Source organism: Solibacillus sp. NPDC093137, assembly GCF_050280445.1.
GTDB lineage: Bacteria > Bacillota > Bacilli > Bacillales_A > Planococcaceae > Solibacillus > Solibacillus isronensis_B.
In genome coordinates this window covers 1843623-1866197 of the sequence record NZ_JBNNVH010000001.1, presented here as the reverse complement: position 1 = coordinate 1866197, position 22575 = coordinate 1843623, and the positions used below count along the sequence as shown (strand labels likewise).

At 40.6% G+C, this 22575-nt stretch carries 21 protein-coding genes; 20 read left to right on the top strand and 1 reads right to left on the bottom strand.

Annotated features, from left to right (window positions below; genetic code table 11):
- Positions 1–4: 4 nt before the first annotated feature.
- Genes rsgA through ACQKN3_RS09515 form a run of 3 tightly spaced genes read left to right on the top strand, consistent with a single transcriptional unit; the run spans position 5 to position 2180 of the window.
- Complete coding sequence (rsgA, locus tag ACQKN3_RS09525) at positions 5–886, top strand: ribosome small subunit-dependent GTPase A (protein WP_251689423.1); 882 nt, start codon at positions 5–7, stop codon at positions 884–886.
- Positions 887–888: 2 nt separating this feature from the next.
- Entirely contained in the window at positions 889–1554 is a 666-nt protein-coding gene (gene rpe / locus ACQKN3_RS09520; protein WP_251689421.1) for a ribulose-phosphate 3-epimerase, read from the top strand.
- A complete protein-coding gene (locus ACQKN3_RS09515; protein WP_251689419.1) occupies positions 1551–2180 on the top strand; it encodes a thiamine diphosphokinase in 630 nt (209 codons plus the stop codon). Before rpe ends, ACQKN3_RS09515 begins: the two co-directional genes overlap by 4 nt.
- A 203-nt stretch (positions 2181–2383) precedes the next feature.
- Here ACQKN3_RS09515 and rpmB read toward each other — a convergent pair whose 3' ends face one another.
- Positions 2384–2572, bottom strand: a complete 189-nt coding sequence (gene rpmB / locus ACQKN3_RS09510; protein ID WP_251689417.1) for a 50S ribosomal protein L28 — start codon at positions 2570–2572, stop codon at positions 2384–2386.
- A 215-nt stretch (positions 2573–2787) separates the two neighbouring features.
- Between rpmB and ACQKN3_RS09505 the strand changes: the two genes are divergently transcribed.
- From ACQKN3_RS09505 to ACQKN3_RS09425, 17 genes are all read left to right on the top strand, one after another.
- The gene (locus tag ACQKN3_RS09505) at positions 2788–3666 is read left to right on the top strand and encodes a diacylglycerol/lipid kinase family protein (RefSeq protein WP_427710999.1); all 879 of its coding nucleotides are present in this window, start codon (positions 2788–2790) and stop codon (positions 3664–3666) included.
- Positions 3667–3906: 240 nt separating this feature from the next.
- On the top strand, positions 3907–4269 hold the full coding sequence (locus ACQKN3_RS09500; RefSeq protein ID WP_008403339.1) for an Asp23/Gls24 family envelope stress response protein: 363 nt from the start codon (positions 3907–3909) through the stop codon (positions 4267–4269).
- Positions 4270–4287: 18 nt separating this feature from the next.
- Entirely contained in the window at positions 4288–5934 is a 1647-nt protein-coding gene (locus ACQKN3_RS09495; RefSeq protein WP_427710996.1) for a DAK2 domain-containing protein, read from the top strand.
- A 293-nt stretch (positions 5935–6227) separates the two neighbouring features.
- On the top strand, positions 6228–6890 hold the full coding sequence (gene sdaAB, locus ACQKN3_RS09490) for an L-serine ammonia-lyase, iron-sulfur-dependent subunit beta (protein ID WP_079525121.1): 663 nt from the start codon (positions 6228–6230) through the stop codon (positions 6888–6890).
- Positions 6891–6902: 12 nt separating this feature from the next.
- Positions 6903–7823: an L-serine ammonia-lyase, iron-sulfur-dependent, subunit alpha gene (sdaAA, locus tag ACQKN3_RS09485; RefSeq protein WP_251689411.1), complete on the top strand. Its 921-nt coding sequence runs from the start codon at positions 6903–6905 to the stop codon at positions 7821–7823.
- A gap of 165 nt (positions 7824–7988) precedes the next feature.
- On the top strand, positions 7989–10028 hold the full coding sequence (gene recG, locus ACQKN3_RS09480; RefSeq protein WP_427710994.1) for an ATP-dependent DNA helicase RecG: 2040 nt from the start codon (positions 7989–7991) through the stop codon (positions 10026–10028).
- 68 nt (positions 10029–10096) lie between these two features.
- Positions 10097–10516 (top strand): VOC family protein, encoded by a 420-nt coding sequence (locus ACQKN3_RS09475; RefSeq protein ID WP_251689405.1) that lies wholly within the window; start codon positions 10097–10099, stop codon positions 10514–10516.
- A 116-nt stretch (positions 10517–10632) separates the two neighbouring features.
- Positions 10633–11205 carry a transcription factor FapR gene (gene fapR / locus ACQKN3_RS09470; RefSeq protein ID WP_079525130.1) on the top strand — a complete coding sequence of 191 codons (573 nt, stop codon included), beginning with the start codon at positions 10633–10635 and terminating at the stop codon, positions 11203–11205.
- Entirely contained in the window at positions 11202–12197 is a 996-nt protein-coding gene (gene plsX, locus ACQKN3_RS09465) for a phosphate acyltransferase PlsX (RefSeq protein WP_427710991.1), read from the top strand. The genes fapR and plsX overlap by 4 nt, the downstream gene beginning before the upstream one ends.
- Before the next feature lie 25 nt (positions 12198–12222).
- The gene (fabD, locus tag ACQKN3_RS09460; protein WP_427710989.1) at positions 12223–13176 is read left to right on the top strand and encodes an ACP S-malonyltransferase; all 954 of its coding nucleotides are present in this window, start codon (positions 12223–12225) and stop codon (positions 13174–13176) included.
- Entirely contained in the window at positions 13167–13913 is a 747-nt protein-coding gene (gene fabG / locus ACQKN3_RS09455) for a 3-oxoacyl-[acyl-carrier-protein] reductase (protein ID WP_427710987.1), read from the top strand. The genes fabD and fabG overlap by 10 nt, the downstream gene beginning before the upstream one ends.
- Positions 13914–14139: 226 nt before the next feature.
- On the top strand, positions 14140–14376 hold the full coding sequence (gene acpP, locus ACQKN3_RS09450) for an acyl carrier protein (protein WP_008403327.1): 237 nt from the start codon (positions 14140–14142) through the stop codon (positions 14374–14376).
- A gap of 204 nt (positions 14377–14580) precedes the next feature.
- The gene (rnc, locus tag ACQKN3_RS09445) at positions 14581–15342 is read left to right on the top strand and encodes a ribonuclease III (protein ID WP_251689397.1); all 762 of its coding nucleotides are present in this window, start codon (positions 14581–14583) and stop codon (positions 15340–15342) included.
- A 1-nt stretch (position 15343) separates the two neighbouring features.
- Positions 15344–18925 carry a chromosome segregation protein SMC gene (gene smc, locus ACQKN3_RS09440; protein ID WP_427710984.1) on the top strand — a complete coding sequence of 1194 codons (3582 nt, stop codon included), beginning with the start codon at positions 15344–15346 and terminating at the stop codon, positions 18923–18925.
- The gene (ftsY, locus tag ACQKN3_RS09435) at positions 18922–20202 is read left to right on the top strand and encodes a signal recognition particle-docking protein FtsY (RefSeq protein WP_427710982.1); all 1281 of its coding nucleotides are present in this window, start codon (positions 18922–18924) and stop codon (positions 20200–20202) included. Before smc ends, ftsY begins: the two co-directional genes overlap by 4 nt.
- A gap of 199 nt (positions 20203–20401) precedes the next feature.
- Positions 20402–21388 carry a LacI family DNA-binding transcriptional regulator gene (locus ACQKN3_RS09430; protein WP_427710980.1) on the top strand — a complete coding sequence of 329 codons (987 nt, stop codon included), beginning with the start codon at positions 20402–20404 and terminating at the stop codon, positions 21386–21388.
- 190 nt (positions 21389–21578) lie between these two features.
- Positions 21579–22559 (top strand): TRAP transporter substrate-binding protein, encoded by a 981-nt coding sequence (locus ACQKN3_RS09425; protein ID WP_251689389.1) that lies wholly within the window; start codon positions 21579–21581, stop codon positions 22557–22559.
- Positions 22560–22575: the final 16 nt, after the last annotated feature.

The window sequence follows — 22575 nt, the reverse complement described above, 5'->3', positions numbered from 1 at the left end:
TTGGATGGCGCAAGCCCAAATTCGAAAAGCATTAAGCGGTTATTATTATGTTGAAAAAGACGGTGATTTAATTCAATGTCGCGCTCGAGGGATTTTCCGTAATCGCGGAGAATCTCCACTTGTCGGCGATTTTGTGGAATATTCTTATGATGGCGAATCGGATGGTTCAATCGATAAAATTCTGGAACGCCATAATGAGCTCGTTCGGCCGCCGATTGCAAATGTGGATCAGGCCTTACTAGTGTTTTCCGCAAAAGAACCGGATTTTAATACAGTACTGCTCGACCGTTTTTTAGTCGTTCTCGAGTCGTTCCATGTGCAGCCGATCATTATTTTGACGAAGATGGATCTATTGAATGATGCCGAACGTGCACATTTACAAACATACATTGACGACTATAAGAAAATCGGCTATGACATTATCGAAACATACATTGATGATCCGACATTGCTGGAGAAAATTGAACCATACTTGCAGGAAAAAACATCGGTGCTTGCTGGACAGTCAGGTGTAGGGAAGTCAACATTATTAAATACATTGCTTCCTGAGCTTGACTTAAAAACAGGTATTATTTCAAAAAGTTTAGGGCGCGGGAAACATACAACTCGCCACGTTGAGCTGATTGAAGTATGCGGCGGACTATTGGCGGACACACCAGGCTTTAGTTCTTTTGATTTTGAAATGATAGAAAAAGAAGAGCTGACATCCTGTTTACCAGAGTTCGAACGTATTAGCGAGAATTGTAAGTTCCGTGGCTGCCTGCATATAAAGGAACCGAAATGTGCTGTAAAACAGGCGGTAGAAACCGGTGAAATCCGTACGTACCGCTATGAACATTATGAACAAATTTTACAAGAAATTATTGACCGAAAGCCGAGGTATTAGACATGATTAAAATTGCACCATCAATTTTAGCAGCAGACTTTGCAAAGCTGGGACAAGAGGTAAAAGAAGTAGAAGCCGCAGGAGCGGAATTGATTCATATCGATGTAATGGACGGCCATTTCGTACCAAATATTTCATTTGGTGCGATTGCATTAGAAGCAATTCGCCCCCTTTCTACATTACCGATGGACGTACATTTAATGATTGAAAATCCGGATCAGTATATTGAACAATTTGCAAAAGCAGGTGCAGACTACATTACAGTACATGTTGAAGCATGCCGCCATTTGCACCGTACAATCCAGTTAATTCGTTCATTTGGTGTTAAACCGGGTGTTGTATTAAATCCGCATACGCCGATTGAAACGATTCAGCATATTTTGGAAGATGTTGATATGGTGCTGTTTATGACGGTTAACCCAGGCTTTGGCGGGCAAAAGTTCATTGAATCGGTTGTGCCTAAAGTGGAAGCATTATCGAAAATCATTAAAGAACGTGGCCTGAATATCGAAATTGAAATTGATGGCGGAATTAACGCTGAAACAATCGTACCTTGTGCAAAAGCAGGTGCAACGATTTTTGTTGCGGGTTCAGCTATTTACAGTAAAGAAGATCGCGCACAAGCTTTACAGGAAATTAAACAAGCAGGATTAGCGGCAATTCAGTGATTGTAGCAATCTGCTCAGGCGGCCCCGTTCATGAGGTCGCCTTTTCTTTAACACCGGATATATGGATTGGAGTCGACCGGGGCGCATTATATTTAGTGGACAAAGGCATACATCCACACAGCATTGTCGGTGATTTTGATTCTATTACAGCGGAGGAATTTGCGCGGATTTCCGAAGTTGTAGACCATGTTGAACAGTTTCAGGCGGAAAAAGATGAGACGGATACAGACTTAGCCTTGCTGAAGGCACTTACATATGAGCCACAGGAAGTTTTTTTAACGGGTGTTACAGGCGGGCGCTTGGATCATTACGAAGCGACTCTAAGATCAGTTTTTCTTATGCAGCAGCAGTATCCTCATATTACTTTTAAAATCATTAATTCTCATAATATCATTCAATTTTTACTGCCGGGTACACATATTCTGAAAGAAGATCATTATACTTATGTATCGTTTTTTGCCTATGGAAAAACTCTTCAAAACGTTACGTTGCGAGGGGTTAAATATGAAACGACAGATGAAGTGATTGAGCAGGGGACAACGCGTTTCACAAGCAATGAAATAAAAGGTACAGGGTCTATTTCATTTAAGGAAGGCATATGTTTAATGATAAAGAGTAAAGATTAAGGAGGAACAACGCTGAAAGTATATACATTCCAAATGCCTAAGTGGTTAAGCGGTGTGGCAAGAGGCTGCGTGAAGTTGTTTCGTAGAGATAAAAAAGAAAAATAAAGATCCTGGCTACAGCTCATAGCGATTATGGGCTGTATTTTTTCTGGCTTTTTACGCAAAAAAATAGAGTACCAGCATTGCTGATACTCTATACGCGATTATACGCGCTCGATTTTACCTGATTTTAAAGCACGAGCAGAAACCCATACACGTTTTGGCTTACCGTCAACTAAGATACGAACTTTTTGAAGGTTAGCACCCCAACTACGTTTGTTAGCGTTCATAGCGTGTGAACGGTTGTTGCCTGTACGAGCTTTACGGCCAGTAATTACGCATTGTTTTGGCATTGTAAAATTCCTCCTTACAGCTGAATCTGAAATCTTTATTTCAGTTCGTTATTTCACATACCATAATAATTTAACATACAGAGTCAATGAGTGCAAGACATTTTGCATAACCTTTCAAGAAAAAAACCTTTACACCCCATTTTGCTTAATCAAGATTAAAAACTTTCTGGAAAAGGTAACGTACTATATAAACTAATTACTTGGGGGAATCAGTTATGAAAAAATGTATGGTTATCATCAATCCTTCTTCAGGAAAAGAAAATGCAAGTGAGTACGAAAAGAAAATTATTGGACAATTACATAATTATGAAGTTGTTGTGAATGAAACAGCAGGGGAAAAGGATGCAACCCGCTTCGCTAAAATGGCGTGCGAAGAAAAATATGATGCGGTTATTTTAGTCGGCGGAGACGGTACATTAAATGAAGGAATCAATGGCATTGCAGAGCAGCCTCACCGCCCTGTTGTAGGAATCGTCCCATTGGGTACAGTCAACGATTTTGCCCGTGCATTGGACATCTCGCTTGATCCGGATGAAGCGATAGCGTTACTTGGCGGAAAAACAACAAAAGCTGATATCGGAAAAGTGAATGATCATTACTTCACGAATGTCATTGCGATTGGATTGTTGGCAGAAGCAGTCGGCGATGTAACGGTGGAACAAAAAACGTCACTTGGTTCGCTCGCTTATTTATTTGAAGGTGTGAAAGCGGCTATTCAAAATGACTCTTACGAAATGGAAGTTAAGGCAGATGGACAAACATATAAAGAAAATATGATGCTCTTCATCTGTGTATTGACCGATTCAGTCGGAAGCTTCCGCCACCTGAATGAAGATGCCGACAAATCAGACGGACTTTTGCACGGATTTATTATTAAAAGTACGAACACACTACAAGTGGTAGGCACAGCTAAAAACCTGCTGACAGGCAATTATGAGGACGACGACAATATTATTAAATTGAATGCGCATGAAATGTATATTAGCGCGAATGAAGCGCTTCCGCTGAATGTTGACGGTGATTTAATCAGCCAACTACCGGCGAAAATCTCCATTTTGCATAATCATATCGAATTTTTTTCGAAATATAGCTAAGTGATACGCTTCATAAATGGTTCTTTGTATAACAACCGGAAATTGTCGAATACTCTAATTAGATTGTGCTAAAAAATTATTATAGTATGATGTTGTTCCGTTTAAAAATATAGAGAAGCCTAATAAATAGAAAGTTTAAAAAACGACTTCAGGCTAGACGTAGATGAACGTTTTCTTTTATAATCAACTTTTGTGTAGTACAATATAAATTAGTCAAATAGAGCCAAGGGGGCATTCACTATGTCAGTAGAATTAAATAACGAATTCGGTCATATTGATATATCCAATGATGTTATTGCTCAAATTGCTGGTGGAGCAGCGATTGAATGCTATGGCATTGTAGGCATGGCATCAAAACATCAAATTCGTGATGGTTTAACAGATATTTTACGAAAAGAGAATTTTGCAAAAGGTGTGCTCATTCGCCAAGAAGGTGATGACTTACATATTGATATGTACATTATTGTAAGCTATGGTACGAAAATTTCTGAAATCGCTTATCAAGTACAATCCAAAGTAAAATATACAGTAAATAAAACATTAGGTATGAGCGTTAAATCAGTTAATATTTTTGTTCAAGGCGTTCGTGTTGCGAATGTGTAAGAGGAGGAAATGAATCGAATGAAGTCTTTAGACGGAATTAAATTTGCTGAAATGGTACAAATGGGTGCACATCACCTATACCAAAATGCAGCTTATGTAGATTCGCTAAATGTATTCCCTGTGCCGGATGGTGATACAGGGACAAATATGAATTTATCAATGACATCTGGTGCAGATGAAACAGAAGCCAATGTAAGTGCACATATCGGTAAAACAGCTCAGGCTTTATCAAAAGGCTTACTAATGGGCGCACGCGGAAATTCGGGCGTAATTTTATCGCAGTTATTCCGCGGGTTCGGTAAAGCGATTGAAAAAGAAGCTGAAATCGATGCGAAAAGCTTAGCGAATGCATTTCAGGCTGGTGTAGATACTGCCTATAAAGCCGTTATGAAACCAGTGGAAGGGACAATCCTAACGGTCGCTCGTGAAGCAGCAGCAAAAGGTGTGGAAGTTGCTGAAACAGAAGAAGATATGATTGTCCTGATGGAAGCATTCATCGAGGAAGCAAAACAATCATTAAACCGTACGCCGGATCTTTTACCTGTATTAAAAGAAGTGGGCGTTGTTGATAGCGGCGGCCAAGGATTGCTGTTCGTTTATGAAGGTTTCCTTGCTTCTATGAAAGGCGAGCCACTACCGGAAAAAAATGAATCTTCACTGGACGATTTAATTAATGCAGAACATCACCGTGTACAAGACTTCATGGACACATCTGACATTGAATTTGGATACTGTACAGAAATCATGGTGCGTTTAGAGGAAGATAAATCACCATTTGATGAAGAGCAGTTCCGCCAAGAATTGAATCCGATGGGCGATTCACTACTGGTAATCTCGGACGATGAAATTGCAAAAGTACATATACACTCGGAAACTCCAGGTGCCGTACTTGCAGCGGGTCAAAAATATGGTAGCTTAATTAAAATTAAAGTAGACAATATGCGTGAACAGCATTCTGCGATTGTCAACGATGCTCCACAAGCACCTGCGAAACAGCAAAAAACCAAAGTGCCATATGCGATTGTAACGATTGCAATGGGTGAAGGTGTATCCAATCTTCTACGCTCGATCGGTGCTTCTTATGTAATTGAAGGCGGACAGACGATGAACCCTTCTACAGAAGATATCGTAAAGGCTGTAAAAGAAATTGGGGCAGAGCGTGTACTAATTTTACCGAACAACAAAAATATCATTATGGCGGCAGAGCAAGCAGCTGAACTTCTGGATATTGAAGCAGCGGTTGTGCCGACAAAAACGATCCCTCAAGGAATGGCAGCTATTTTAGCATTCAATCCTGCTGAGTCGGTTGAAACGAATAAGGCAAACATGACACAAGGCTTTGCACATGTGAAGACAGGTCAAGTAACTTTTGCAGTACGTGATACATCGATCGACGGTGTTGAAATTCGCAAAGATGATTATATGGCATTAGCTGAAGGTAAAATTATTTTATCAACTCCTGAAATGATGGACGCAGCGAAAAAAGTGCTTGAAGGATTAATGGATGAAGATTCAGAAATCATCACAATCATTTATGGTGAAGATGCGACAGCAGAACAAGCCGATGAATTACAAAACTTTATCGAAGAAAATTATCCGGATGCTGAAGTGGAAATAGTTGAAGGTAAGCAATCCCTGTATCCGTTCATTTTATCCGTAGAATAAAATCAATAGTGAAAGCAGTGTGTACACTCATGTATGCACTGCTTTCATTATGTTTAAGCAGAGTGGCATGGGCTTTTAATCGGTATCGGTAGTGTTTCCTATATTGGATTAGTTAAGGGGGAATAATTCTAGCAATTTATTTTCTTACTGCTTACATGCCGGCGTAAACTTATGGAGGATAATCCTCAATTTGGTTATTATTCTGTTTTTACAACAAGAAGTTTGTTAATTGCAGAGAAAATGAGTACACTAGGAGTAAATGAAAGTATGAAAGAATATGGGGGGATAACTTTATGAAATTTACATCGGTTTTTGATATTATTGGACCTGTTATGATTGGTCCGTCCTCTTCACATACAGCTGGGGCAGCACGAATTGGACGTGTTGCACGCGACTTGTTTGGACGTCAGCCGAAATGGGCAAAAATTTATTTATACGGTTCTTTTGCCGAAACATACCGCGGCCATGGTACAGATGTGGCGATTGTCGGTGGATTACTAGATTATGATACGGATGATGAACGGATTAAAACTTCTTTTGCGGAAGCAGAAAAGGCAGGTCTACAGTTTGAGTTTATTCCGGAAACAGCTAATAAAGAGCATCCAAATACTGCGCGGATTTTAATGGGTGATGACGAATCAGAAATGAGCGTTGAAGGCATTTCAATCGGCGGAGGTAAAATTGAAATTAGTGAAGTGAATGGATTTAAGCTTCGTCTGACAGGCGGGATGCCGGCAATTTTAGTTGTGCATGATGACCGTGCAGGCTGTATTGCAAACGTGGCGAACTGTCTAGCCATGCATGATGTTAATATTGGACATATGGAAGTATCGCGTATTGAACGTGGTTTAACCGCTTTAATGGTAATAGAAGTCGATCAAAACATTGATCAGCGTCTATTAGAGCAAATTTCATACATTCCACATATTACGAAAGTATCGAAAATTAATAACTAAGGAGTGACAAATATGGATGTTTTATTCCGCAGTGTTCGTGAGTTAGTGGAGTTAGCCGAAAGAGAAGGAAAGCTTATTTCTGAATTGATGATCGAGCAGGAAATGTTAATTACAGGTCGCTCGCGTGAAGAAATCTTTACACAGATGGACCGCAACTTAACGATTATGGAAGAAGCAGTAGAGCGCGGCCTAAAAGGTGTACAATCCGTAACAGGTTTAACTGGTGGCGATGCTGTACTCATTCAAAATTATATTAAAAAAGGTAATACATTAGCCGGAGACCTTTTACTTGATGCTGTCAGCAAAGCTGTTGCAACAAATGAAGTGAACGCGGCAATGGGTACAATTTGTGCGACTCCAACTGCAGGTTCAGCGGGAGTAGTTCCGGGGACATTATTTGCAGTTCAGAATAAATTAAATCCGACACGTGAACAAATGATTCGCTATTTATTCACATCGGGAGCGTTTGGATTTATCGTTGCGAACAATGCATCAATTTCAGGTGCGGAAGGCGGCTGTCAGGCGGAAGTCGGCAGTGCATCGGCAATGGCGGCAGCAGCGATTGTAGAAATGGCTGGCGGAACAGCGCAGCAAAGTTCGGAAGCATTTGCAATCACGCTGAAAAATATGCTCGGATTAGTATGTGATCCGGTTGCAGGCTTGGTGGAAGTACCTTGTGTGAAACGTAATGCAATGGGTGCATCCAACTCATTAGTCGCAGCGGATATGGCATTAGCAGGAGTGACAAGCCGCATTCCATGTGATGAGGTTATCGGCGCAATGTACCGAATCGGTCAGGCGATGAGCCCGAACTTGAAAGAAACGGCGCGGGGCGGTTTAGCTGCAACACCAACAGGCAAAGCCATTACCCATGCAATCTTTGAAGGCGGAGACCTGAAAAGCTTACTAAAATCACGTGTAGGCAGTAACTAACTATCAGTTCAGAAACTGATGAAATTGAATATAGAAATTTTAAAGTACTAAATAACTAAAAAAGAACACAAATTTTTGTGTTCTTTTTTTAGTTTGTGAGGGAACATATGCACCCATTTTATGATATTGTTAAATTATAAAAAATTCGTAAAGGAAGTGTCGACAATGATTCATGAGCCAGTTTCACAATTAAAGGGAATCGGAAAAGAAACAGCCGAAAATTTAATGAAAATTGGCATCGAGACAATCCATGACTTGATTTGGACATTTCCATACCGCCATGAAGATTTTCGATTAAAAGATTTAACTGAAACACCGCATAATGAGCGTGTGACGATTGAAGCACGTGTCGAAAGTGAACCGACCGTATTATTTTTAGGGAAAAATAAATCCCGACTACAATTTACGGCTCTTGCAGGAAGACATTTAATTAAAGTTGTGTTTTTCAATCAAAATTATTTGCGGCAAAAAATTTCAACTGGCGGCATAATTACGGTTACCGGAAAATGGGATCGCGGACGTCAAGTTATTGTCGGATCGTCCGTGACATTCGGGCCGAAGACAGAACAAGTTGATTTTGAGCCTGTTTATAGTTTGAAAGGGAATATTCAGCAAAAGCGCTTCCGTAAATATATGCGCCAGGCGTTGGATACCGTAATGGAACAACTGCCTGAAACATTGCCGAATTATCTGCGAGAGAGCTATCAGTTAGTTAACATTCAAGATGCGCTTGAAGGGGTACACTTTCCGCAAAGTGCAGACCATGCAAAACAGGCGCGACGCCGCTTCGTATACGAAGAATTACTGCAGTTCCAGCTGCGTATTCAAGCATTGAGAAAAGCGAATAAGGAAAATGAAAAAGGGATTTCCGTTCGCTTTGATCTGGAAAAATTAAAGGAATTTATTTCGACTCTGCCGTATGAGTTAACAGGTGCACAAAAGCGGGTTGTCAATGAAATTTGCAAAGATTTATTGCTGCCGCAACGTATGAACCGCCTACTTCAAGGGGATGTTGGTTCAGGGAAGACGGTCGTGGCGGCAATCGGCCTATATGCAGCTGTAACGGCTGGGTATCAGGGGGCTTTAATGGCACCGACTGAAATTTTAGCAGAACAGCATGCGGAAAACTTGCATATGTGGTTTGATCCGATCGGCGTCAGGATAGCTCTATTATCGGGCTCCACAAAAACAAAGGCGCGCCGTGAATTATTGGCGCAGCTGGCAGCAGGAGAAATCGATATTCTCATTGGGACACATGCACTCATTCAGCCGGATGTTGAATTCAAGAAGCTGGGATTTGTCATTACAGATGAACAGCATCGTTTTGGTGTAGAACAACGTCGAGTACTGCGTGAAAAAGGTGAAAATCCGGATGTGCTATTCATGACCGCAACACCTATTCCGCGTACATTAGCCATTACAGCTTTTGGTGAAATGGATGTCTCGATTATTGATGAGTTGCCTGCCGGGCGGAAAGAGATTGAAACGCATTGGCTGAAAAAAGAACAGCTGAACAGTGTGTTGATGCGCATGACGCAAGAACTTGAAGCAGGCCGCCAAGCGTATGTCATTGCTCCGTTAATCGAAGAGTCCGATAAACTGGATGTGCAAAATGCAGTGGAAGCCTACGAACAATTGAAGGCGTATTTCGGCACCCGTTTTGAAATCGGCCTGATGCATGGCCGACTGCATTCTGACGAAAAAGATGCGGTCATGCGAGCATTTAGTGATGGGGAAATTCATGTGCTTGTATCGACAACTGTTGTCGAAGTTGGGGTAAACGTTCCAAACGCAACATTCATGACAATTTATGATGCCGAGCGTTTTGGTTTAGCACAGCTTCACCAGCTGCGCGGTCGTGTCGGCCGTGGAGAACATCAATCCTATTGTGTACTGATTGCCGATCCGAAAACAGATGAAGGAAAAGAACGTATGATGAGTATGACCGAGACGAATGACGGTTTCCGCCTGGCCGAAAAAGATTTGGAGCTGCGCGGATCAGGCGATTTCTTCGGGAAACGACAAAGCGGATTGCCGGAATTTAAATTGGCCGACCTTGTCCATGATTACCGGGCACTTGAAACGGCAAGACAGGATGCCGAGAAAATGCTCTATGATGAAGCATTTTGGCAAGATCCGGAATATGAATTTTTACGAGAAGATTTAACGGCTTCTGGCGTTCTGCAAGGAGAACGAATTGATTAAACGATTAGAACCTGTAATTGGTGGAAAACTATTTAGGCTACTTAAAAATGCTGAAAAGAGGTTATAAGATGGGAAACCTGTATCCGTATTTCGTGTTAAATGGACAAGCAAAAGAGGCAGTGGTGTTATATGCAGAACTGTTTAATGCCAAAAGTGTAACGATTTCAACTTTTGGAGAATTACCGCCAAATCCTGAGCGCCCTATTCCACCGGAAGCAAAAGATTTGGTAATGAATGCTCAAATTGAACTGCAGGAAGGTCAAATGATGTTTTCCGATACGTATCCGGGCTCTCCGCAAGTGACGGTAGGGGACAATATCAGCATTGCCTATACGTCAAAAGACGAGCAGGAAATCCGATATATTTTCGATGGTTTAAGAGAAGGCGGAAAGGTCGTAATGGAGTTACAGGAGACCTTTTGGAGCAAGTGCTATGGGCAAGTAACAGATAAGTTTGGTGTGCTGTGGCAGCTAAGCCTTGAAGCATAAGATTTTAGGAACGCGACAAAAAGTTGTTGCGTTCTTTTTTTTATACATGTATATTGATATTAGTACCAAGTGCTAATACTAATCTTTTAGAAAATTAAAGGTAGGTAACAAATACGATGAAGCGTTCCAAAAAAGAGCGACAGTCGTTATTGACTGAACAGATCGCAGACAATCCTTTCGTGACAGATGAACAATTAGCAGCTGAATTTAATGTGAGCGTTCAAACAATTCGATTGGATCGCATGGAACTCGCTATTCCGGAATTGCGTGAACGTATTAAAGATGTTGCTGCTAAAAAATATGATGAAGTAAAATCATTGCCACTTGATGAAGTCATCGGTGAAATTATTGATATAGAGCTGGATAATCGGGCAATTTCAATATTTGATGTTGGAGAAGAGCATGTATTTCAGCGCAACGGCATAGCGCGCGGTCACCATTTATTTGCACAGGCTAATTCTTTGGCGGTAGCAGTAATTGATGATGAGCTTGCCCTTACTGTAAAATCAAATGTAGCTTTCGTGAAACCGGTTCGAGCAGGAAACCGCGTCGTAACGAAGGCAGTTGTAAAAGGGAAAAACCCTGATAAAAACCGTACATTTATCGAAGTGACTTCTTCTGTTGATAATGAAATAGTTTTCAAGGGAGAGTTTGAAATGTATCGGATGAAAGGTGAAGAAACAACATGAAAATAGCAGTAGATGGTATGGGTGGAGATAACGCACCACAGGCAATCGTGGAAGGTGTCTTCATGGCCCTTGAAGATTTTCCGAAATTAACAATTGATTTATATGGCGATGAACAAAAAATGGAACCGTATTTAAAAAATCACGATCGCCTAACGGTTGTTCATTGTAGTGAAGTTGTAGAGGCAGAGGATGACCCGGCACGCGCAGTACGCCGCAAAAAGGATTCTTCAATGGCTCGTATGCTGGATGCGGTTGCTGAAGGAAAGGCGGACGCTTGTTTATCTGCAGGAAATACTGGTGCTTTAATGGCAGGCGGACTTTTCAAAGTAGGGCGTATTGATGGGGTAGCGCGTCCTGCATTGGCAACGACATTACCGACGATGAATGGTGATGGCTTCCTTATGCTTGATTTAGGGGCAAATGCAGATGCAAAACCTGAAAACTTATTACAGTACGCAATTATGGGTGATATTTATGTGAAGCAGGTACGCGGTCAAAAGGCACCTCGTATTGGTTTATTAAATATCGGAACTGAAGATAAAAAAGGTAATGAATTAACGAAAGCGGCATTCACTTTACTGAAAGAAGCGGATTTTAACTTTGAAGGCAATGTAGAAGCACGCGAATTACTGAATGGGGTCGCTGATGTTGTCGTAACGGATGGGTTTACAGGCAATATGGTGCTGAAAACAATTGAAGGTACAGCAGGTACGGTTTTCAAAATGTTGAAGGATGCATTATTTGCCACAACAAAAACGAAAATTGCTGCAGCATTAGTAAAAAATGATTTAAAACAGTTAAAAGATAAAATGGATTATACAGAATATGGTGGAGCGGCTTTATTTGGTCTGAAGGCACCTGTTATTAAAGCGCATGGTTCGTCGAATGCACGTGCGATTTACAGTGCAATTCGCCAAGCGACAATTATGGTAGAGCATAAAGTATGCGAAACAATTGCCAAAAAAATTGATCAATTGCCAAAACCAGAATAAGCTTTTTCACAAAGGGGATTATCAAATGACAAAAATTGCTTTTATTTTTCCAGGACAAGGTTCACAAACTGTAGGGATGGGTGCGGAGTTTGTTGCGAATGATGAAGTAAGCAAACAGTATTATGAACGAGCAAACGAAGTGTTGAACCTTCCATTGTCGGACTATATGTTAAACGGTCCACAAGAAACATTAACACTGACATATCATGCTCAGCCAGCTTTATTGACATCAGGGGTGATGATCGCAAATAAGCTGATTGAAGCTGGTATTGCGCCGCAATATACTGCGGGACATTCATTAGGAGAATACAGTGCATTTGTCATTTCAGGAGTAATTGATTTTGAGGATGCAGTTCAAACGGTTCATAGAAGGGGTTTATTTATGGACGAGGCAGTACCTGCAGGTCAAGGAGCAATGGCAGCTATATTGGCGTTAGACGGAGAAAAACTAGACGCCATTTGCCAACAAGTATCCGCTGAAGGAGAAGTCGTTCAAGTAGCGAACTTTAACTGTCCGGGCCAGATTGTGATTTCAGGGACGAAACAAGGTGTTGACGAAGCATGTAAAAGAGCGAAGGAAGCAGGAGCAAAACGAGCTTTACCTTTAGTCGTAAGCGGTCCCTTCCATAGTTCATTAATGCAGAAAGCGGCACATAATTTAAGAGATACAGTAGCAAATTTACCATTACAGGAACCAAAAATTCCGGTAGTGAGCAATGTGACTTCAGAGCTTTTAACAACGGTTGAAGCAATTAAAGAAGAAATGGTTGCCCAAGTAACAAGCTCTGTACAGTGGCAGCAAAACATTGAAAAGCTTATTGCTGAAGGGGTAACGGTCTTTATTGAATGCGGACCTGGAAAAGTATTATCAGGCTTAGTGAAAAAAATCGACCGCAATGTACAAACATACTGTGTATATGATGAGACGAGTTTGACACAAGTTGTTGAGGCATCAAAGGAGTGGAAACAATGGGTTTAACAGGGAAATGTGCTGTCGTAACAGGGGCATCTCGTGGCATTGGTCGCGCGATCGCATTACAATTGGCAAGTGAAGGTGCAAAAGTCGTTGTCAATTATAGCGGGAGCGAGCAAAAGGCACAGGAAGTTGTAGAAGAAATTAAAGCAAATGGCGGCGAAGCAATTGCCGTACAGGCAAATGTGGCAGATTCAGATTCTGTACAGAATTTGATGAAATCAGCGCTTGATACGTACGGTTCAATTGATATTTTAGTGAACAATGCGGGCATCACGCGCGATAACCTATTAATGCGTATGAAAGATGACGAATGGGATGATGTCATCAATACAAATTTAAAAGGTGTTTTCCTTTGTACAAAAGCTGTTACGCGTCAAATGATGAAACAGCGTGCAGGACGAATTATTAATATTTCTTCAATCGTAGGGGTTGCCGGAAATGCCGGACAGGCAAACTACGTAGCGGCAAAAGCGGGTGTGATCGGTCTGACGAAAACAACTGCACAGGAACTTGCATCACGTAATATTTTAGTCAATGCCATTGCACCAGGCTTTATTACAACGGAAATGACAGAAGGCTTACCGGAAGATTTAAAAGAAGGTATGCTTAAACAGATTCCATTGGCAAAACTAGGTCAACCGGAAGATATCGCAAAAGCTGTCGTATTTTTCGCATCAGACAGTTCCAACTACATTACAGGCCAAACGCTCCAAATAGACGGCGGCATGGTAATGGCTTAATATTATTTAAATATATAAGCTGTAGGCTGTAAATATTTATGGAAGACTTAGCGAAATGAGCTCGACTCCTACGGGAATAGCGGGACTGCCGATACACCGCAGGAGCGTAGCGACGAGGAGGATTGGCACCGCCCGTGGAAAGCGAGCTCTAATTTCGCTTGTTAGTAGTAGAAAGCATTGTTAGTGATATTATTAAAGTAGCATGCATTGAGGGGAGGTGACTGATTTGTCTACAGTATTTGAGCGTGTTTCAAAAGTAGTCGTTGACCGTTTAGGCGTTGACGAAAGCGAAGTGAAATTAGAAGCATCATTCCGTGAGGATTTAGGTGCAGATTCATTAGATGTTGTTGAGTTAGTAATGGAACTTGAAGATGAGTTCGATATGGAAATTTCTGATGAAGATGCAGAAAAAATTGCAACAGTTGGTAATGCAATTTCATACATCGAAAGCAAAATTAGCTAATTCATTTATAAAACACAGGGCTGTACGAAGTCACAACGACTTTTGTACAGCCTTTTTCGCGTCTGAAAATTGCGTTAAATAGCAGTTTCTAGTTGACTGAACAAATAAAACGAAATTTGATAGGAATTTGACTGATACCCTTTGCACAATGCTATAGAACAAGGTAAACTAAACGATAGAAACTAGAAGGAAGGCAGAAAGTACATGACCTATAGAAAAAAAGGGAACAACCAGAAACCCGGTGTACTCCCTGAAAAAGTAAAAGAGCAATTCCAAGTTTTAGAAAACGAAATGAACATTCATTTCCAGAATAAAGATTTATTATATCAAGCATTTACCCATTCATCTTATGTGAATGAGCATCGCCGCAAATTATTTACGGACAACGAGCGATTAGAATTTTTAGGGGACGCTGTATTAGAGTTATCTGTATCAAAATATTTATTTGAAAAATTTCCGAATATGAGCGAAGGGGAACTTACGAAATTACGTGCATCAATCGTTTGTGAGCCATCACTAGTTGTTTTTGCGAATGAACTAAACTTCGGACAATTCGTTTTATTAGGTAAAGGTGAAGAATTAACAGGTGGTCGCGAACGTCCGGCATTACTTGCTGACGTATTTGAATCATTTGTCGGAGCCCTTTATTTAGATCAAGGTCTAGAAGTAGTTGTCGCATTTTTAGAACGTGTCGTATTCCCTAAAGTTGAAGTCGGTGCTTTTTCGCATGTGATGGATTTTAAAAGTCAATTACAAGAAATTATTCAACAAACAAATAACGGCCTTTTACATTATGAAATTGTTGATGAAAAAGGTCCAGCACATAATCGAACATTCGTTTCACGTGTATTGTTAAACAGCCAGGAGTTAGGTATTGGCCGTGGAAAATCAAAGAAAGAGGCTGAGCAGCAAGCAGCACAAAGTGCCATGCTGATGCTTAAGCAGTCAAAGCAAGAGGAGGAATAACATGTTCCTTAAAAGACTCGAAGTAGTAGGCTTTAAATCATTTGCCGAACGTATCGGGATTGATTTTGTACCTGGTGTTACAGCAGTTGTAGGACCAAATGGTAGTGGGAAAAGTAATGTAACAGATGCAATCCGGTGGGTATTAGGAGAGCAGTCTGCCAAAAGTCTGCGTGGAGCCAAAATGGAAGACGTTATTTTTGCAGGAAGTGAATCAAGAAGAGCACTGAACTTTGCTGAAGTTACACTCGTTTTAGATAATTCAGATGAACTAGTAGCAATACCTTATACAGAGGTAAGTGTGACGAGACGTGTTTATCGTTCAGGCGAAAGTGAATATTTACTGAATAACCAGCAATGTCGTCTGAAGGATATTACAGACTTGTTTATGGATTCGGGGCTTGGGAAAGAAGCCTTTTCCATTATTTCGCAAGGGCGAGTTGATGAAATTTTAAACAGCCGTCCAGATGACCGCCGCAGTATTTTCGAAGAGGCTGCAGGTGTTTTAAAATATAAGCAGCGCAAGAAGAAAGCGGAGCATAAGCTTGTAGAAACAGATGAAAATCTAAATCGGGTTCTCGATATTTTGCATGAAATCGACCAGCGTCTGGAGCCATTGAAAATTCAGGCGTCCAGCGCGAAAGATTATGTGCGAATGACCGAAGAACTGAAAGATTTTGATATAGCATTAATGGTTCATGATATCCGTGCAAACGGGAAAGTATTGCAAGGCTATACTGAAGAACAGCGGAAATTAACAGCAACCGAAAAAGAACATGCAACTGAAATTGCGACAGTTGAACAACAATTGCGCAAAATGCGTACGGAGTTAAAAGCGATTGACGAAGTGCTGGACAGTTCTCAAGAACAGCTTGTCGAGGCGAGCGCGGAAGTAGAGCGATGGGAAGGCCGTAAAGCGTTATTTAACGAAAAGCGTTCAAATGCAGAAAAACAAATTCAACAATTACGTGAAAGCTTAACGGAAGCAGCCAATACGGTAAAAGATTTGCAAGAAGCTGAACGGGAAAAACGCGGTCAGTTTACAGAAAAGCAAAAAATCGTTACCGAAATTCGTTCGACGCTAAAGCAGGTCGAGCAAGCTTTAACACGCTCTGCTTCGGAAATCGAACAAGAAATTGAAGATGCGAAAAATACGTACATTAACTTGCTTAACGAAGAAGCGACCGTTAAAAATGAATTAAAGCATATCGATCAACAACTTTCGCAGGAACAGGCAACTGTTGAGCGAATGACGGGTCGTTCATCTGAAATTCAAAAAGAACTGACTGAAGCACTCATTGCAAAAGAAGTGACAGAACGTGCACTTGAACAGGCGGAACTGTCTGTGAAAGAACAACTTAATCATTTTGATGTCATGCAGCTTCAGTTAAAATCAGCGACTGCCGATTTAGATGAAAAGCAAGCATTATTGTATAAGGCTTATCAGCATCATCAGCAATTAAAAGCGCGTAAAGAGACATTGGCTGAACTTGAGGCTGATTTTTCAGGCTTCTTCCATGGTGTTAAGGAAGTCCTTTTAGCGCGAGATCGTAAAGAACTGCAAGGAATCGAAGGTGCGGTAGCCGAGCTGATTCAAGTCGAGGCGAAATACTCCCAGGCTATTGAAACTGCATTAGGTGCAGCTTCACAGCATATTGTGACTGAAAATGAACAACATGCCCAAAAAGCAATTGGCTGGTTGAAGCAAAAACGTGCAGGCCGTGCAACATTTTTACCGAAAACAGTAATGCGTTCACGGAAAATTCATGCACAGCAATTAAGTGATATTCAATCACATCCAGCATATGTTGCAATGGCATATGAACTAGTAAATTATGCACAGGAAAATACGACAATTATTGAAAACCTTTTAGGTAATGTATTAGTAGCATCTTCTTTGGAAGGTGCGAGCCAAATTGCCCGTTTATGCGGATTTAAGTACCGTGTTGTTACCCTTGAAGGGGACATCGTGAATGCTGGTGGTTCTTTAACTGGTGGTGCCTTAAAGCAGCAAAGTTCATTGTTCTCGCGTAAAGCGGAACTCGACAAACTCGTATCGACATTGGGAGAAATGGAATCAACAATCCATTCTGCCGAGCAAACGGTAGCGACGAAGAAAGAACAGATTGCAACATTACGACACTCATTGGAAGAGATGAAGCTGCAAGGTGAATCAATGCGTGAGCAAGAGCAAATTCATCGTTCGAAGCTTATGGAACTCGATATGATTGTGAAGAACTTACAGACAACAGTAACGATTACACAGTCGGAGCAAACTTCATTATCGACACGTAAAGAGTCATTAAACGAACAGCAGTCAGCTGCACAATCACGATTGACTGAATTAAGTAAAGAATTACAGGAAATCCAGCAAACGGTTGATGAACTGACACTCGCTAAGGCACAGAGTGAAACGCAAAAAGATGTGTTGCGTGAACAGTTAGCCCAACAACGATCTGAGCTTGCAGTTGCCCAAGAGCAATTAACACAAGTACAAGCTTCGATTGCAGGAATTGAACTGAATTTGTCTAAAGCACAGGCAAATGTCGAAAAAATTTCCCGGGAAATCGACTGGGTAGAATCTGAAGATGGCTTAAATGGGCCATCCGCAGAAGAATTGGCCCAAACAATTGTCGAATGGACGGAGAAAAAAGACGTACTGACAGAAATTATTCAAAAGAACCGTACACTGCGTTCTACTTTGCATGAGCAAGTTACGGAAAATGAAATTCACCTGCAGGAAATACAGCGAGTACATAAAAGCTATGTTGATGCATTGCGTGCACTCGAGCTGAAATGCAGCCGAATTGAATTTGAAATGAATAGTCTGCAAGAGCAATTACTCGAGCAATATGAATTAGATGTATTATCTGCTCAAGAAGAAGCAATCAGCATTGAAGACGAAGAACATGTTCGACGGAAAGTGAAGCTGTTGAAGCAATCGATCGAAGAACTTGGTCCAGTCAATTTAACTTCGATTGAGGAATATGAACGTGTTCAGGAACGCTATACATTTTTAAGTGAACAACGAGAAGATTTAGTTGCTGCAAAAGATACGCTGCACAAAGCAATCGGCGAGATGGATGAAGAAATGACAGAACGCTTCAGTGAAACATTTAAGCAGATCCGTAAGCAATTCGTCATTTCGTTCAGAGAGCTGTTTGGCGGCGGTACGGCGGACCTGGTGCTGTTGGATCCTAATAATATGTTAGAAACGGGCATTGAAATTATTGCCCAACCACCAGGGAAAAAACTGCAAAGCTTAAGTCTGCTTTCTGGCGGAGAACGTGCATTAACGGCTATTGCTTTATTGTTTGCGATTTTAAATACACGACCTGTACCATTCTGTATATTGGATGAGGTTGAAGCAGCATTGGATGAATCGAATGTTGTGCGTTATAGTGAATATTTACGTAAATTTAGTGAGCATACTCAATTCATCGTCATTACACACCGTAAAGGCACGATGGAAGGGGCAGATGTTCTGTATGGTATTACAATGCAAGAGTCGGGTGTATCGAAACTTGTATCGGTAAAACTGGAAGAACATGCTGAATTAGTAGCGCAAGGGAGTGGCGGAAAATGAGTTTTTTTAAGCGACTGAAAGAAAAACTGGCAGGTAGCAGTGAACAGCAAGAACAACAAGAACAACAAGAACAACAAGAACAACAAGAACAACAAGATCAACAGGTAGATTTGTTACCGCTTGACGAACAAGAGCAGGAAGAAAATCAACTAATCGGAACGGTAGAGGAAGAAATTCCTGAAACTGAACAAGCTGTTGAAAAAGAGCAGGAAGAAACAGTTGAGCAGCCGCCAATTGAAGAAGTGCAACCTGTTGAAGAAGAGATTTCTAATCAATCGGAAACAGATGTTGAGGAGCAACCTCAAAAGCAGTCTGCGTGGTCGATTACCCAGAAGTTTAAAGCGGGATTGGAAAAAACACGTAACTCTTTCACTTCTAAAGTAAACGATTTAGTTGCACGTTATCGTAAAGTGGATGAAGATTTCTTTGAAGAGCTGGAAGATGTCCTGCTGCAAGCGGATGTCGGCTTTGAAACAGTGATGGAATTAATGGATAAATTACGTTTTGAAGTACAGCGTCAAAACATTAAAGATACAAACGGAATTCAGGCGATCATTTCCGAAAAGCTTGTTGAAATTTATGAATCTGGTGAAGAAAATTTAACAGAATTAAATATTCAGCAGAGCGGAGATTTAACGGTTATTTTATTTGTTGGTGTTAATGGTGTCGGAAAGACTACGACAATCGGTAAATTGGCCCACCGTTTAAAATCTGAAGGAAAATCTGTGATGTTGGCAGCGGGAGACACATTCCGTGCCGGTGCCATTGAGCAGCTGCAAGTATGGGGCGACCGTGTCGGTGTAGAAGTTATTGCACAATCAGAAGGTTCCGACCCTGCAGCAGTAATGTATGATGCTATTCGTGCAGCTAAAAACCGCGGTGTCGATATTTTAATTTGTGATACAGCCGGCCGTCTGCAAAACAAAGTCAACTTAATGAACGAACTTGAAAAAGTGCATCGTGTAATTTCTCGTGAAATTCCGAATGCACCACATGAAGTACTTCTTGCATTGGATGCGACAACAGGCCAAAATGCGCTTGTTCAGGCTCAAATGTTCAAAGAGGCAACAAATGTAACAGGTATCGTTTTAACAAAACTGGATGGTACGGCAAAAGGCGGTATCGTATTGGCTATTCGCAATAAACTGCACATCCCTGTGAAATTTGTAGGACTTGGTGAAAAAATGGATGATCTGCAACCATTCGATGCAGAACGTTATGTATATGGTTTATTTGCCGAAGGACTGGAAAAAGAACTGGAAAAAGCAGAAGAGTAACGATTACTTTCACTTTAAAATTATATTAAAAAAGCAATTCGTATAATTTTTACGAATTGCTTTTTTAATGGAAAAATGATTCAATAGACTGATTTTTCTTTTAATTCTGAATTGAGGGGTTGCTTTTCAAATTATATTTTGACATGATAAACTTTACCAAAACGTTTTAGTAAACATTTATTAACAAAAGGAGATAAAAATGAAAAAAGTAACAATAGCCGACGTTGCTAAGGAAGCAAATGTTTCGGTCAGTACCGTTTCACAATTTATGAATCAGCGCTATGAGTATATGAGTGTTGAAACACGGGCAAAAATCCAGTTAGCCGTTGAAAAACTGCACTACCGGCCAAATATTTTAGCACGAAGCCTGAAAAACAAAGGGACACAAACAATTGGGATTATTGTCGCTAATATTATGTACACGTTTACTACACATATCGTCCATCATTTAGAGCGTCATTTTCAACAGCACGGCTTTCAGGTCATTGTGTGCAACGCAAATGATAACCCGAAATTGGAGCGTGAACATATTGATTTGCTGCTCGCAAAGCAAGTAGAAGGATTTATTCTTTTTCCTACAGGCAATAACAAAGACTTGTACGACTATTTGTATAACAGTAATATACCGGTTGTCTTTTTAGATCGTATGATTGCCGACGTGAAAATACCAAGTGTTCTACTGAATAATGAAAAAGCAATCGAGCTCGCAGTTGGGGAACTGATGAATAAGGGCTATGAAAATTTAGCAATTGTGGCAGGCTCGATTGAACAAAATATTACGCCTCGTCTTGAAAGGTTGGAAGGTTTCCGCCAAGCGATGAAAAAGAGGGGGGTAGCATACGGAGAACATCAAGTAATCGCCACTTCAACTGAAAACTTGCCGGAAAAATTCAATCGGTTGCTTACAGAAGTCAACCTGGATGGAATCATAGCCGGAAATGACCGTATGCTGCTCGCAATTTTACATTACTTAAAAGAACATGCTCCAGATCTTTTGGGGAAGATCGGTATTGCTGTAATTGATGAAATGCCATTAGCTAAATTTATGTCTACAAAATTGACAACGATTGAACAGCCAACAGAAGAAATGGCGAAACAAGCGGTTCATTTGTTCCTGCAAATCAAAAAAAGCGGCTACACAGAAGAATTATTATCCTCATACCGGTTTGATCCGATTTTAGTATAGGATTCATAACGATTGAGGAACTGTATTAAAAACAGGTCCTCTTATATTATACAAAATATTTTTTAAGAATAATATTCTAAAAATTAAGAATTATCCTTGCAAATGTATTGAAGATAATTTATTATTTTTTAATAAAACGTTTTACTAAAACGTTTTAGCTAAATGTAACCGCATACAAGGGGGAGAAATGATGAAAACAAAAGGGGTTTTAATGCTATTACTTGCATTAACAATATTTTTAACTGCTTGTAATTCTTCTGAAGAAGCTCGAACAATCATTTTAGCCGAGAACCAGGTAGATGATTATCCTACTTCCGTCGGCGATTATGAATTTGCGAGATTGATAGAAGAAAAAACAGATGGACGTTACAAAGTGGAAGTTTACACAGGAGGTCAGCTTGGTGACGAAAAGAGTGCCATTGAATTAATGCAGGTAGGGGCGATTGAACTGGCACGGATTAATGGCAGTCCTTTAATGGAATTTTCGGACTCATTAGGTGTTTTATCGTTACCATACTTATTTTCGGATGATGAGCATAAGTGGGAAGTATTGAATGGTGAAATCGGCGAGACATTATTAAATGGATTAAGCGAATCGAATTTACAAGGGTTGGCTTTTTACGATTCAGGCAACCGCCACTTCTATAATGCGGTTCGTGAAATAAAATCACCGGAAGATTTAGAAGGACTAAAAATAAGAGTACAGCAATCAAGTTTAAATATTGACATGGTTGAGGCATTAGGAGCTTCTGCCACAGCAATGTCTTATGGTGAGGTATATTCGGCAATTCAAACAGGGGTAATTGATGGTGCTGAAAACAACTTCCCAAGTTATTACACGACAAATCATTTTGAAGTGGCTAAATACATAACGATGGACGGACATTCTGGTGTACCGGAAGTTTTGACAGCTTCGAAAGCTTTCTGGGATACGTTATCGGAAGAAGATAAGGAAATCTTTAAGGAAGCAGCATTGGAATCACAAGTCGTGCAACGAGAAGCGTGGGCAGCACTGGAAGAAAAGTCTTTACTTGAAGCGCGAAATGCCGGTAATACAGTTACAGTCATCGATGATGTGACACCTTGGCAAGAAGCAGTTGAACCAATCTACGCAAAATACGGGCAACAGTTTAAAGAAAATTTAGAGAAGATTCAATCATTGGTTAAGTAAAATAAAGGGGAGGGCT